This is a genomic window from Lacticaseibacillus absianus (genome assembly GCF_013407595.1).
Taxonomy (GTDB): Bacteria; Bacillota; Bacilli; order Lactobacillales; family Lactobacillaceae; genus Lacticaseibacillus; species Lacticaseibacillus absianus.
On record NZ_JABEKX010000007.1, the window covers coordinates 1 to 12,424 of the forward strand.

17 protein-coding genes are annotated in these 12,424 nt (G+C 59.4%); 5 read left to right on the forward strand and 12 right to left on the reverse strand.

Annotated elements, in window-relative coordinates; all coding sequences use genetic code 11:
* From HII33_RS13310 to HII33_RS13340, 7 genes are all read right to left on the reverse strand, one after another.
* The coding region (locus HII33_RS13310) for a YqaJ viral recombinase family nuclease (RefSeq protein WP_179396298.1) at positions 1–852 on the reverse strand (852 nt) is incomplete at its 3' end.
* Between the two features lie 103 nt (positions 853–955).
* On the reverse strand, positions 956–1,174 hold the full coding sequence (locus HII33_RS13315; protein ID WP_179396299.1) for a hypothetical protein: 219 nt from the start codon (positions 1,172–1,174) through the stop codon (positions 956–958).
* Positions 1,171–1,308: a hypothetical protein gene (locus HII33_RS13320; protein ID WP_179396300.1), complete on the reverse strand. Its 138-nt coding sequence runs from the start codon at positions 1,306–1,308 to the stop codon at positions 1,171–1,173. Before HII33_RS13320 ends, HII33_RS13315 begins: the two co-directional genes overlap by 4 nt.
* Positions 1,305–1,646: a DUF771 domain-containing protein gene (locus HII33_RS13325; RefSeq protein ID WP_179396301.1), complete on the reverse strand. Its 342-nt coding sequence runs from the start codon at positions 1,644–1,646 to the stop codon at positions 1,305–1,307. The genes HII33_RS13320 and HII33_RS13325 overlap by 4 nt, the downstream gene beginning before the upstream one ends.
* A gap of 2 nt (positions 1,647–1,648) precedes the next feature.
* Complete coding sequence (locus HII33_RS13330; protein WP_179396302.1) at positions 1,649–1,837, reverse strand: hypothetical protein; 189 nt, start codon at positions 1,835–1,837, stop codon at positions 1,649–1,651.
* A complete protein-coding gene (locus HII33_RS13335; RefSeq protein WP_179396303.1) occupies positions 1,837–2,616 on the reverse strand; it encodes a phage antirepressor in 780 nt (259 codons plus the stop codon). Before HII33_RS13335 ends, HII33_RS13330 begins: the two co-directional genes overlap by 1 nt.
* On the reverse strand, positions 2,613–2,822 hold the full coding sequence (locus HII33_RS13340; RefSeq protein ID WP_179396304.1) for a helix-turn-helix transcriptional regulator: 210 nt from the start codon (positions 2,820–2,822) through the stop codon (positions 2,613–2,615). Before HII33_RS13340 ends, HII33_RS13335 begins: the two co-directional genes overlap by 4 nt.
* Positions 2,823–3,034: 212 nt before the next feature.
* On the opposite strand from HII33_RS13340, the gene HII33_RS13345 reads away from it, so the two are divergent.
* The 3 genes from HII33_RS13345 to HII33_RS13355 all read left to right on the forward strand — a co-directional run bounded on the left by HII33_RS13345 (position 3,035) and on the right by HII33_RS13355 (position 5,956).
* The gene (locus HII33_RS13345) at positions 3,035–3,805 is read left to right on the forward strand and encodes a LexA family transcriptional regulator (protein ID WP_179396305.1); all 771 of its coding nucleotides are present in this window, start codon (positions 3,035–3,037) and stop codon (positions 3,803–3,805) included.
* 56 nt (positions 3,806–3,861) lie between these two features.
* Positions 3,862–4,686, forward strand: a complete 825-nt coding sequence (locus tag HII33_RS13850; protein ID WP_246287483.1) for an SHOCT domain-containing protein — start codon at positions 3,862–3,864, stop codon at positions 4,684–4,686.
* Positions 4,687–4,798: 112 nt separating this feature from the next.
* Complete coding sequence (locus HII33_RS13355) at positions 4,799–5,956, forward strand: tyrosine-type recombinase/integrase (RefSeq protein ID WP_179396306.1); 1,158 nt, start codon at positions 4,799–4,801, stop codon at positions 5,954–5,956.
* Between the two features lie 610 nt (positions 5,957–6,566).
* Here the strand turns inward: HII33_RS13355 and HII33_RS13360 are convergent.
* The 4 genes from HII33_RS13360 to HII33_RS13375 form a co-directional block, all read right to left on the reverse strand.
* Complete coding sequence (locus HII33_RS13360) at positions 6,567–7,613, reverse strand: GH25 family lysozyme (RefSeq protein ID WP_179396307.1); 1,047 nt, start codon at positions 7,611–7,613, stop codon at positions 6,567–6,569.
* Between the two features lie 95 nt (positions 7,614–7,708).
* Positions 7,709–8,128, reverse strand: coding sequence for a DUF3284 domain-containing protein (locus HII33_RS13365; RefSeq protein WP_179396308.1), 420 nt, complete (start codon positions 8,126–8,128; stop codon positions 7,709–7,711).
* Between the two features lie 83 nt (positions 8,129–8,211).
* Positions 8,212–9,504: a DEAD/DEAH box helicase gene (locus HII33_RS13370; protein ID WP_179396309.1), complete on the reverse strand. Its 1,293-nt coding sequence runs from the start codon at positions 9,502–9,504 to the stop codon at positions 8,212–8,214.
* 10 nt (positions 9,505–9,514) lie between these two features.
* Positions 9,515–10,489 (reverse strand): Gfo/Idh/MocA family protein, encoded by a 975-nt coding sequence (locus HII33_RS13375; protein WP_179396310.1) that lies wholly within the window; start codon positions 10,487–10,489, stop codon positions 9,515–9,517.
* 145 nt (positions 10,490–10,634) lie between these two features.
* Between HII33_RS13375 and HII33_RS13380 the strand changes: the two genes are divergently transcribed.
* On the forward strand, positions 10,635–11,000 hold the full coding sequence (locus tag HII33_RS13380) for a DUF4828 domain-containing protein (RefSeq protein ID WP_179396311.1): 366 nt from the start codon (positions 10,635–10,637) through the stop codon (positions 10,998–11,000).
* Positions 11,001–11,254: 254 nt separating this feature from the next.
* Here HII33_RS13380 and HII33_RS13385 read toward each other — a convergent pair whose 3' ends face one another.
* Positions 11,255–11,611 (reverse strand): YxeA family protein, encoded by a 357-nt coding sequence (locus tag HII33_RS13385; RefSeq protein WP_179396312.1) that lies wholly within the window; start codon positions 11,609–11,611, stop codon positions 11,255–11,257.
* A 133-nt stretch (positions 11,612–11,744) separates the two neighbouring features.
* On the opposite strand from HII33_RS13385, the gene HII33_RS13390 reads away from it, so the two are divergent.
* Positions 11,745–12,422: a hypothetical protein gene (locus HII33_RS13390; protein ID WP_179396313.1), complete on the forward strand. Its 678-nt coding sequence runs from the start codon at positions 11,745–11,747 to the stop codon at positions 12,420–12,422.
* Positions 12,423–12,424 lie beyond the last annotated feature (2 nt).

A 12,424-nucleotide genomic window follows, 5' to 3' on the forward strand; every position in this document is an offset into this window, starting at 1 on the left:
CAGGGCCCGTGCCCCGCGCTTGTTTGCCTTGTTGGTGACCTTCCACAGCGCCGTCTCGCCGACGGTGGCGTCGCCGATCGCGGCGCGCAGCTGGTTGTCGACCGCGTCCATAGTCTCTTTGCTCGAAGCCATTGACGACTTGAGCTGCTCCCGTGACTCGAGCAGCGAGTCGAAGCTGCCTGGCAGATCGATCACCTCGCCGGTGTCGTCAGGGTACAGGGCCCGCAGCGCGGCGGCCGTGGCGCTGGTGCCGTCAGTTTCAGGCGCCTCGTCGCCGATCACGTGTTTCTCCCACCACTTGATCAGCTGCGGCTCAATGATGCCGATTGCTTCGTCGTCGCGCTCCACGCGTTTGAAGTCAAAGTGGTGGCCACCGATCAGGTAGGCGAAGTAGACGTAAGGGCGGTTGAGCACGTACATGTAGTGCTGTACCTGCAGCAGATACGGGACCGGCACCTCATCGTCAGCCCACTCGGCTGACTTGTACTCGCTCGCCGTCTTGATCTCGAGGAAGCCGGGCTCGCCGGCGATGTCGCGGTCAATGTTGGCACGCAGGAAGGGGTGCTCCGCGTCGAAAAACGTTTTGTTCTGGCGGTAGACCTTCTTGCCGGTCACCGCCTCGAACTCGTGGGCCAGGATTGGCTCCATGATGGTGCCCCAGTGCATGAACTCGTTGTCGCCCTCTTCGATCGGCAGGCGGCCCGTCTTGTCGGCCCACACGCTGAATGGCGAGCGCCACGGCGATAGCCCCAGGATGGCTGCCACGTCGCTGCCGCCGATGCCCTTGCGCCGCTCTAGCAGCCACTGCTCGTGGGTCATGCTGGCGGTGCTGACGAAGTTGCTAGTCTTCATACATGTCCTCCTTCACGGCCCAGCTATCGCCGTCTTCGGCTTGGTGCTGCTTCTCCAGATCATGCTGGTCCAGCAGCTGATTGATCTCCCAAGGTGTCATGTGTCACACCTCCCCGATCTTCTCGAGGTAGTCGATACAGGCCTTCTTGGCTTGGTAGATCGTCAGGCCGTCATCGAAGTAGGTCTCGTCGCCGTCCGAGTAGTCGAAGTACCAACTGGCGCCCTCACATTGATTGAGCTCGCCGACTTCGGTGCCGTCGACTTCGACCCGCCAGATGCGATCCTCGGATGAGATGCGGATAAACTTGACGTTGTCTTTCACTGGTATTCCTCCTCGTCCATGTCGTCGTCGGTGATCACGAAGCAGTCGCGCCAGCTGCGCTTGCCTTTCACTGCTGCCACCAGTGCGGCGATGCCGACGCCGGCCAAAAAGCTGATCGGATCAATTGGAATCATGCTGGCCATCCCCCTTTCGTGATCTGGTCTAGGTTGTCCTCAAGCCACCGGCTCATCACCGTGGCGCGGAACAGATACTTGCTACCGCCACCCCGCTTGCCGTTGGACCAGCTGAGCACGGCGCCGATTGACTCGAGCTCTGCTCGTTTCGGCTTCAAAACGTGCTCGGTGAAGTCAGGTATTCGCATGCCGCCAAGCTGATCAATGCAGTCTTTTCTGGTCCAGCGCTTGCCGACCAGGCTGCTGACTGTCACTCGCTCCCACTCGTCGCGATCGACCAGCACTTTGTCCGCTGGGATCGCGACGCTGAACTTTGCTGTTACGTCGATCGTGTCCATGGCTATGCCTCCTTGCGGTCTCTCAGATATAGATCAGACATGCCCAGTAAATCAGCAAGCGCGTATGCCTGCTCGCAAACGTACTCAAGGATTTCTTCCGTGGTTGCTGGGCGGCCATTGACCTCGATGCTCGTGCTCTCACACGTGTCGATGATCGATGCCATAGCTTCTTTAACCGTGTCGAACTCCATCAGCGCGCCTCCTGTCCTTGCTCAATCATCGGTAGCACGCCATTCTTTTTGAGTAACTCATACAAGAAGATGTGGCCTTTTTGCGTCCACTTGGTGCTTGGTTTGACGTCCGGTCGTCCGTCTGAATGGGTGAATGGTATCGGCTCCGTATGCGTGTAGCCAAGGCTTTGATACTTGCTGTACAGGTACCAGCTACCGGACTGATTGAACTGCACGCCGTACTCATGGAGCAGACCATTGAACGCCCGCGCCGACATGCCGTAGTTCTTCGCTATAGACGTGATAGGGACCAGTCCTTTGTTGGCCAGAATCTGGTCGTAGTAGTCAGCCTTTGGTTGGAGCTCATTGACCTGCTGCTCGGCAATCATGCGACCGGTCCGCTCCTGCTTGAGCTGTGTTGCCAGCTCAATGATGGTATCCGGGTTCAGCAGTACCTTCTCAATCGTGTCCGGCGTGAGGTAAGCGCCGTGTCGGCGGATAGTCGGTAGGACTTCTGCAGTGACCCAGTGTTTGAACTCCTTGGCGTTTGGCATCTTGCTCGACAAGACCAGGCTGTACAAGCCCGATTCGTTGATCACCGTCATCTCGCGTGCTTGACCTGAGGTACCGATTTGGTACTTCAGCCGATCTTCTTTCTCGACGTGCGTGTTTACGTCTCGACTCCCGTTTTGATACCCAAGCACCTCGGCCACGTCCTTACCAACAAACATCGGTTGATCATCGACCAGTACGGTTCGCAGTTGCTGACCGTGAAAATTGAATAGTTGTGGTTCGCTCATTTCTGTGCCTCCTTTGGCTTGGCGTAAATTAACTGCGACAGTGACTTGCCAAGATAGTTGGCCACTAGCTGCAGCTTCGGGATAGGTGCATCAGTCTTCCATTTCGAGACGGTCCCGTTCGAGAAGCTCAGGTCCATCTCCAACTGTCGGATAGACACGTGCTGTTCATCAGCAAAGCGCTGGATGTTCTTGTAGATGTACGCCACTTTTTCCGGCCTCCTTTCTAAAACGTGTTGCAAAGCATAGAACAAAGTTCTACAATGTAGCCATAGAAAATACAACGATGCGTGGCTCCCCTCCCAGGTTTGTCAGCACTCGCTTGTGTTCTCTTTACTACACCCAAGAGTATATAGAGGATTTTTCTGCATGTCAATGATTTTGTAGAATATTTTTCTGCATTTAGATTGTGAGGACCCTAATGACCATATATGAGCGCATCAAAGACCTTGCCAAACAGCGCCGAATCTCGATCCGCGAACTCGAGATGACCCTTCACTTTTCGAATGGCACACTTTCAAAATGGAAATACGACGCCCCAGAAGCCAAGCTGCAGCTAGTCGCCGAATTCTTTGGAGTCTCCACTGCGTACCTTCGTGGAGACTCGACGGCGACTAGGGTGATGGCTGCGCTAAAAAAGACCATGTCCACAAAACATGCCGGGGGCATCTACCTCGAGCGTAATCACGAAAGCGAGCTATCGTCGAAGTCCGCCAGAGAGATCAATGACGGGTTCGGAAAAGTGATCGAGTCAGAGCATGTCATCCCGCCGTTTATGGCCATTGTGCCCGACGACATCGTGACCTTCCCAATTGTCGGCACGATCAAAGCGGGCCCGAACGGCATAGCATTTCAAGACTATCAGGGCACTCAAAGCACAGCCAAAAGCGGGCTGAACGAAGCCGGCAATTATTTCTACTTGCGCGTCGCTGGCGACTCGATGACTGGCGACGGCATCTTCGATGGTGATCTCGCGTTGATCGAGCGCACCGACGTCGTAGAGGAAGACGGCGCAATCTATGCGGTGATCTATGACGGCGAAAATGGCACCTTAAAGCACGTCACTAAGACTGACACCGCAATCGTGCTAAGTCCTTCAAACCCCGCGCACAAGCCAATCATCATACCCGCAGCAGAATGCAATGATTTTTGGGTAGTCGGCCGGTTGAAGCAATTAACGAAGCTCTTCTAATAGCTCACGTCCAAATACTGATGACGAAAAAAGCTGAAATACTGGGGGTTCAAAACATGGGACTTTTTGACAACCTGGCCGGGGGCCCTTCCCTGTCGCCAGAAGAAAAGCAGGCTGCTAAGGATGCCAAGGCAGCTGACAAGGTAGCACGCAAGGAAGCAAAGGCAGCGCTCAAGGCGCGCATTCAGTACAAGCAAGGCGTGAAGTTCATTGCCGGCCAGCAACTCGTTAACGCGCCACAAACATTTTTTGGAAACGAAATGATGCAACTGGATGATGACACGGTCATCTTCAACCTCGATGAGCCTAAATATTTCCGCCTTCGCGGCGTTGAGTTCGCGGGCGCCAAGTATCACGAGGAAACCACCAAGCAGGACTCGTCAGATACCCAATCAACCGGCAAGACAAAGAAAAAGCGCCATGGATTGGGTGGAGCCATCATCGGAACCGCGTTTGGCCCTCTCGGGACGGCCGCTGGCGCAATCGTTGGCTCACACGTAGGTAAAGACAAGACGACCGGCACTTCCTCAACCACAGCAACTTCGACCAGCACTACCAACCAGGTCGAAGACCCATCCAGTACCGAAATTACATTGGAGTCCGTCGATGACGCCAGCACTATCACTGTGGTTCTTGAGACTATGACGAACGATTACTATAAGCTCAAGAGTTTCAAAGTAGCCCCAGAGGAATCGGCACCGCAGGCTACGGAACCACCTGCAGCACCGGCCGCCGAGGCCCCTGCCGATCAGCCGGCACCCGCAGCGGAGCCAGCAGTTGACCCGATCGCGGAGCTGCGCAAGTACAAAGCGCTGCTCGACGATGAGATCATCAGCCAGGAAGACTTCGACGCAAAGAAGAAGCAGCTACTTGGCTTGTAGACACAAAAAAAGCACCTACCCTCACAACTTGGCAGAAGTGGGTAGGTGCAGCTGCAGACAGCACGCGAGGCGCGCTCTTGCGCCTCCAAGTATATCACAGGAGGTCACTGACATGGCAACACTGACGAAAAACAAGGCGGGGCTCTTCGAGGTCCGCGCGACGATCGGCACCCGCGAAAACAACCGTGAGATCCGTCGGAAATTCAAGCTGCAGCGTGAGGCCAAGGCCTTCATGGCCAGCCTGGAGCTGACCACGGCCCAGGGCGGATCGATGGCGGGGTCACGGATCAGCCTGACCGACTACTTTGACCAGTGGATCACCACCTACAAAAAGGGTAAGTTCTCGAAGAGCACCGATCATTGGTACGCTGCCAGCCTTGCATACGTCCGTGACTACTTCGGGGCGACGCCACTAAGCAGCATCACCAAGATGCAATACCAGGAGTTTATCAACTACCTGGGAACGCACAAGCGGGATCGCACTGGCCGGGCCTTGGCCAAGACCACCGTGTCACGCGTCAACCACTATGTGCGCAGCATCTTACAAGATGCGATCGACGCCGGGATCATCGCCACAGACTTCACCCGCCGCGTGCAGATCACCGGCGAGGCCGGCAAGAAGCCGGAAGAGAAGTACCTGTCGCTCGGCGATCTGGAGAAGGTGCTCGAATTGGCCCGAAAAGGGGCCTCTCTGCGCCACATGGCCGACTATGTAATACTTGTCCAGTCTTACACTGGAATGCGATACGAGGAAGCTGTGGGCCTCTCGTGGGACCGTATCGACTTCGAGCATGGCTCCATCACCATCGACCGCTCTTGGATCTACAAAAACCGGGTCGAGTTCGACAACTTCGGGCCCCTGAAAAACGCTGCAGCCTACCGCACGATCAGCATGTCTGCCAAGCTGGCGGCCGTGCTTCGTCAGCTGCAGGATGAGCAGGCCGACTACTTCGCCAAGCGCAGCTACGAAGACCGCAACCGGCTGGTATTCCGCAACGCAGACTTCCGTATCATCAACAACGAGGCGGCTAACGCGACGCTGCGCGGCTTATGTGAGCGCGCCGAGACCAGGAACGTGATCACCACCCACGGCCTACGCCACACCCACGGGTCAATCCTGATCTACGACGGCATCGACCCGCTAAGCGTCTCGAAGCGGCTTGGTCATCAGGACCTGCAGACGACCCTATCCACCTATGTCCATGAGATCGCTGAAATGAAGGCGCGTGACGATGATCGTATCTCTGCAACGCTCGACAAGCTGCTGTGATCTGGTCCGGTTTTCGTCCGGTCTCCGACCCAAACTCGGCGGCGTGAAACCCAGTGCTACAAGCGGCATAGCAGTTACCCACGAGTCCCCCCTGTCGCATTCGCACGGGTCTAGCGGGTCGCATTGGTGTTCAAAAGCCGGTGCGGCCCGTTTTTCATTGTTTTTCAACGCCTGCAACTCGTTTCAGTGGCCTTCCACCGGCAATTAGCCCCTGACGCAAGATCAAACGTGCCCACAAAAACCATCGGCGCCCTTGTTGCCCGATGGGAGGGGGTCAGTTCGAGGCGGTCAACGCGTCGATGTGCGCGTCATCCACGATCGAGCCGTGACGCACTAAGTCACCCCGGCGCGGACAGCCACGCCGACAACGTCCTCATGACAGAGGCGCGCGTCCGTCGCCTCAACGCACGCGCCAGCGTCTTGGTCAGTCCCACCTGAAGCCAAAAAACAGCCCGGGCTCAACGCTTGCGCGTAAGTCCGGGCCGCTCCTATGGCGTCAAACGCTAGACATGCAAAGACACCATATTCGATTGCACGGCAATATGCCGGTTGCTGTGCACCTACAATATAACACGCTTCGGGCACTGACAAAAGGTTTTTCTGAAAATTTTCACCACTCGAACAGCCATCGGGCCGTCTGCGGCCCCACGACGCCATCGCTGACCAGGCGTTGCGCCGACTGGAACCGGCGGACGGCCGCTTCCGTGGCCAGCCCGAACTGACCGTCAAGCGCAAGCGGTCCGACGCCGCGGATCACCAGCGCACCTTGGATCAACCGCGTCAGTGGTCCGCTAGCCCCACGCTGCACGGGCCGCATCGCCGCCTGACTCGCCGGCCCGAAACGCCCATCGACCGTGAGGCCCGCGTTGAACTGCCGGTTGAGCTCTCGCTGAACGGCGCTGACCAACGCGGTGCGGGTCAACGGACCGGCCTGCCCGTCCACTGCCAGCTGTGCCGCACCAGTCGCATTGAGCCACCGTTGCAAGCCGGCGATCGGCTCGGCCACCATCAGGGGCAGCTGGGTCCCGCGGGCCAGCGCACGCCACGCGGCCGCGTCTTTGGTGAAGACATTCAGGTCCAGCGGCCCAGCCCACCCCGGTAGCCGGCCGCTCGGGGTGTACTGATACATCGCGTACGTGGGCCAGTGGCGGAGCACGGCGGCTAAGCGCCGCGGCTGGTAACCATCGACGGGACGCGTGTGGTCGTACTGCGCGATCCATAGCGGGTACCCGCGCGCGACCACCCGGCGCCAGTCACGGCTGCGCTCCTCGCTGACGTTCGTGTACACCAACGGCCGCACCCCGCTGACTTGCCACACGGCGTCGAGGAAGCGTAACCCGTTATCCGGCCCTAGTTGGCTCAACAGCGGGCGGTCCTCGATATCGAGCGCCAGCACGGCCTGGCCGAGGTAAGGCCGCACAATTTGGAGAAAATGCGCGGCTTCCGCCTCGGGGGCATTGGCCCGCAGGTAATGGTACAGGCCGACCAGTCGCCCAGCCGCCAACGCCTGGGTCAGATGCACGGTCATCAGCGGATTGACGTAGGTCAGCCCCTCGGTCGCCTTGATCACAACGAAGTCACTCGCAACGGGCCCGACGCTGAACGCGCGCTTGGCCAGGACGTTATTGCTCGATAGATCATAGCCATTCAATGTCATCTACTCGCCTCCCTTTACTAAGAGAAGCGCCCAAGCGCACGGAATGTGACGCCGATCGGATCAAAAAAAAGCCGCCGCTTGCGCGACGACGTTCCTCACTCGTTGTACTGGCGCTCCATAGCGTCCAGCATCATCTTGATCCGCCGCTTACGGCCATGGCCCAGCAGCAGCATCACCAGCATCTCGTTATAAGCCTGCAACTTCGAGTCACGGACCGTGCTTTCACGGTAGGTGACCTTAGTCTGATTATCCTGCGTTTCTTGTAGCTGGTATTCGACGTAATAGGTCGCCTGCCCGGCGCGCGTCTGGAACGCATACGCCCGGTTCTTATCGGCCTTGGTGATCTTGACCCGTCCGCGGCCGCGCTTACCCATTGGCTTTTGGTACTCGTAACCGAGCAATGCCCCGGGAGCGATGGTATTACCTGTCGCCTGCTTGATATCGTAAAGGACGGAATCGACGATGGTTTGGTAAACGTACCCGGCTGGCACGTTGATCGTGTGTTCGACTTGCATGACTGACCCTCCTGCTGTGGCCCATTCGATGGTACCGCTTTAATTCAGTGTACTATTTTAGATTGGTGGGTACAAGTCCCGGGCTACGCCTTGGGCCTGCGCTTGCCTTTGTTCTTCTGGTCCCGGGCACGCTTCTTCTTATGCTTCTTCGGCGGTACGGGCACGCTTGCTTGCGGCGCCGCGGCGCTGACTTGAGGCCGCACTGGGGCCGGCCGCTTAGGCTGCGGGGTCACTCCCTCAGGCGTCGGCGCGGCGGCGTCAGCCTCGCGCGCAGGCGGCGTTGTGGTCAACCGACCGTCGGCTAAGAAGCCGCGCACGATGTCGTACTGCGGCACGAGCTTCTTCAAGTCGCGCCGGTCGTGGTCATCCCCGATCGTGATGACATCCCCCGATGCGCCCATTCGCCCGGTCCGGCCAGCTCGGTGGATATAGGCCTCTGCCCGCTTAGGCGTCTGGTAGTTGATCACCGCCGGCAGGTGCGGGATATCGAGTCCGCGCCCGGCCAGATCCGTGACCAACAGCAGCGTCAGCTTGCCCTTGCGAAAATCGGTCAGCGCCTTAGCGCGGTTGGCCGCTCGGTCGGTCCGCGACAGCACCGCAAAACGGATCTGCTGGTGTGACAGGGTGCGGGCGACTTTCTCCATCACCGCGTTTTGGTTGAAAAACACCAGCGCCTGAAACTTGTCCAAATGCGCTAAGTGTCGCAACCACGTCTCGCGGTGCGCGTTGTCCGTCTGGATGAATAGGTGGCGCACCGCCCCTTGCGTATGGTCGATCGCCCGCACGTCGATCACGCGCACGTCTTGGCCGAACCACTTCGCCAGGTCGGCGAACATCGGGCTCGGCGTCGCAGAGAAGAAGGCCAGCTGCACATCGGCCGGCGCTTCCATTGCCAAGTCGCGGACCTGCCCGAGGCCCGGATCGCGCAGTAGCTCATCGGCTTCGTCGACCACCAACGTCTGCAATGTGTGCAAGCGCACCTTACCGGCAGCGACCAGCTCCAACAGGCGCCCGGCCGTGGCGACGAGCACTTCCGGCTTCTTCTTCAGCTGCTCGAGCTGCCGCTTCACGTTGGCCGAGCCGGTGATCCCAACGATGGATGCACCGACGGCCTGCGCATACGGGCGCAGCACGTCACGCGTCTGCACCGCCAGCTCTTGAGACGGTGACAGGATGATCAGCTGAACGCCGTCTCCCGGGACGAGCTTCTCGAGCAGGGGCAGCCCGAAGGCCAGGGTCTTCCCCGACCCCGTCGGCGCCAGGCCGACGATGGACTCATCCTGCCGCAGCGGCAGGGCAACTGCGGTCTGGATCGGGGTCTCTTCAGTGAAGCCAGCTTGGCGCCACAGCGGTTCAAAAACGGTTGAAATGGTCACAGTTTCTCCTCTATTCTGGGTCGTTCGCAAAGTGAATGGCCGTGCTGGCACGCAACTGGCCCATCACGGTGTGGACCTGCTTGGCCAGTGCCCACTGCGCCGCTTCCGCCGCCGTGTCGTGCGTCTGGATCGCTTCTGCGAAGAAGGCGACCTCATCGGCCATCGGGTTGGCATCCTTGGGGCGCGTCAGCTCATGCGGCGTGTCATCCACCAGGGTCACACGGTTCAGCTCTCCGGGTGAGTCGAAGCTCAGGGTCTGCCGACCCGTGTACAGCTCACTGACAAGCTGACTGTTGTAGGCCTTGCCCGCAATCAGCGTCACGTCAAACTCAGGGTAGGTCAGGCGGGCGACGCCATCGCCATCGACCCCGCTGGCCAGCAGGTGCGGCAGGTAGACCGCGTGCGTCGGCACCCCGAACCACGCGACCGCCGCATAGACGAGGTAGACGCCCAGGTCCATCAGCGCGCCGCCGCCGAACCGAGGCGAGAAGATGTTCGGGTCCTTGCCCGCCAGGTAGTCATCGTAGCGCGACGAATACTTCGCATAGGCCAGCGTCGCCCCACTCAGCGGGTGCGTGGCCGCGAAGTCGCGGATCACCGCAAAGTTCGGGTCATACACGTGGCGCGCCGCCTCGAACACGAAGACCCCAGGATGGGCCGCCTTAGCCGCTTCGATCGCCGCCAGTTGGCTTGGGTGCGTCACCATCGGCTTTTCCACGATCACGTGTTTACCGGCGTTGACCGCCGCGACGGTCTGCTCGGCGTGTAGGCCATTGGGACTGGCAATGTAGACCACCTCGACGTCGCTGGCGAGAAATGCCGCCATGTCGGTATAGGCGGTCGCCGGGGCCGTTGAGGCGATGAATGCTTCTGCGGTCGCTGCGCGCCGCGAATACACAGCGGCCAGTGTGTACTGCCCTGTCGCGGTCGCCGCCTCAACGAACTGTGCGGTGATCCAGTTGGTGCCGATGATCCCTAACTTCATGTTTTGCACGCTCCTTTGCCGATCCGGCTGTGTCTTAATACTATTTTAACAGGACTGCAAACAAAATGCAGTGCAACGTGGCACCCCTGACATATTCGCGTGTTATGATAAGGACATCATCTTATTTTTGTCAGGAGGCTCTTGAATGGCCACACATGCCCACCCAATATTGGCCGCGCTGAATCGACTGGTCTCACGGCGGCCCGCCCCGGCGCAACCGGCGCCGAACCCGGTCCAGCAGCTCGCGCATCAGTATACGGGCAAGTACGCCTTCCTTGACGAGCTGACCAACAAGACGCACCAACTGATCGTCGGCGCGGACTTGGCGATCAGTATCGACGGCCGCACGTTGCCCGGCCAGGTCACCGGGATCACGATGGAGAAACTGACATTTCTCGATCACTACGGGTACGAACTGATCATCACCACGGATGAGCAAGGCCCAACGACCGTCTACGACGAAGCCGAAGACACGACGTACCAGATCATTACCCCAACGCATCCAGCGTGAGCCCCATCACTGACAAAGGGCTGTTCCATAACGCGAGTTTAGCCCAACATACAAGCGTGGCCCTCAGCCAAACCCGAATTTCGGGCTTGGCTGAGGGCCACGCTTGTACGTCCAGGACGTTGCGCTATGGCACATCACGTTCTGGAATAGTCGGGCCACCAAGAGGGCTGTCACGGCCCCTTGGCGGTTATCCGGGCGGCGGCGCCATGCTCAATGACGCCCGGTCAGCGCCCAGTGCGCCTTTCGTACAGCCCCTAGTTGAGTCGGGCCAAGGCCTTGGCGGGCACGTCAACATCGGAGACGGCCTCCCAGCGCGTGACCCCTTTTTTGGCGTTATAGGTCAGCTTCAGGTACGCCCCGCGGCGCAGCGGCCGCGTCTTGTTCCCGTTGAACTTGAGCATGCGAGCGTGGCCGGCCTCATCGTAGCCGCGCTGGCTGTACCGGTAATCAGTCCAGGTACTGCCATCATCGGCGCGCTGGGTCACCTTCGTGCCAGCTGTCGTGATGCGGGTATAGTACGCTGTCCCGCCATAGTTCGTCACTTCATAGAGCTTGATCCCCCCGAACGCCACTGCGACTGTGAGGACCAGTCCGATCAATAGTTTACGCATCGTTTATTCACCTCTCCTCGATTATCGCAAGCGCGGCCGGTCAGTGCCATCGGTGGACCCAACAATCTGCGAACAGTTTTGAAAGGTGCGGCTTGCCAAATTAGAACATACGTTCGTATAATGAGGTGAGGTGATGCTGATGGACTGGCGCCAAGATATCCGGCTGATCAACGAGCGGATCGATTTACATTTTGACCGTCATTCGAACACACGCTACTGGCTGTCTGTCGTGCGCGACCCGTACGATCAGACGATCAACTTTTTCTTCTGGACGCACCACCGCGGCTTCCGCCAGCGCTCGATCCCGCTACACAGCCTGCACACCACGGATCTTCACGCCTTGACCACCGTGATCGCCGGGATCCGGGCACACACCCAGCTCTCGATCACTTACTACGGGTTCACCGGGCTGCGCTGGCCAGACTCCGGTCAGCGCATCCAAGCGCGCGCGCACCCGACGGAACTCCTCCCGACCGATGCCCCACCGGTCTACCATGCCGCGACGACCGCGCCGCCGTCGCCGACCCCAGGCCACTGGGTCGCGATCGCCGAGCAGATCGCCGACAACGCCATGGCGGCTGACCCCACGCTTGAAGCGACCACGGTGCTGGCGATGGACGCCACCGATCCACTCGACCCCGCGTGTCTGATCACACTGGTGACGGCGCCCCCCGACCTACGCACGCTACACCTGCAAGTCGGCCCCACGCTGGGGTGGGGCTTCGCCGCCCCAGCGATCGTTCTGCCCGAACAGGACCCGGCCACGGCAGCGGCCGCGGTGATCGCAGCCTTCACCGCCGCGCCCAGCTGACC

Coding starts and splice junctions, on each gene's coding strand:
- HII33_RS13375 (WP_179396310.1), bottom strand. CDS start 10,489: ATGAAGTTAGGGATCATCGGCACCAACTGGATCACCGCACAGTTCGTT.
- HII33_RS13345 (WP_179396305.1), top strand. CDS start 3,035: ATGACCATATATGAGCGCATCAAAGACCTTGCCAAACAGCGCCGAATC.
- HII33_RS13325 (WP_179396301.1), bottom strand. CDS start 1,646: ATGGACACGATCGACGTAACAGCAAAGTTCAGCGTCGCGATCCCAGCG.
- HII33_RS13380 (WP_179396311.1), top strand. CDS start 10,635: ATGGCCACACATGCCCACCCAATATTGGCCGCGCTGAATCGACTGGTC.
- HII33_RS13365 (WP_179396308.1), bottom strand. CDS start 8,128: ATGCAAGTCGAACACACGATCAACGTGCCAGCCGGGTACGTTTACCAA.
- HII33_RS13360 (WP_179396307.1), bottom strand. CDS start 7,613: ATGACATTGAATGGCTATGATCTATCGAGCAATAACGTCCTGGCCAAG.
- HII33_RS13335 (WP_179396303.1), bottom strand. CDS start 2,616: ATGAGCGAACCACAACTATTCAATTTTCACGGTCAGCAACTGCGAACC.
- HII33_RS13355 (WP_179396306.1), top strand. CDS start 4,799: ATGGCAACACTGACGAAAAACAAGGCGGGGCTCTTCGAGGTCCGCGCG.
- HII33_RS13385 (WP_179396312.1), bottom strand. CDS start 11,611: ATGCGTAAACTATTGATCGGACTGGTCCTCACAGTCGCAGTGGCGTTC.
- HII33_RS13390 (WP_179396313.1), top strand. CDS start 11,745: ATGCTGATGGACTGGCGCCAAGATATCCGGCTGATCAACGAGCGGATC.
- HII33_RS13330 (WP_179396302.1), bottom strand. CDS start 1,837: ATGGAGTTCGACACGGTTAAAGAAGCTATGGCATCGATCATCGACACG.
- HII33_RS13850 (WP_246287483.1), top strand. CDS start 3,862: ATGGGACTTTTTGACAACCTGGCCGGGGGCCCTTCCCTGTCGCCAGAA.
- HII33_RS13320 (WP_179396300.1), bottom strand. CDS start 1,308: ATGATTCCAATTGATCCGATCAGCTTTTTGGCCGGCGTCGGCATCGCC.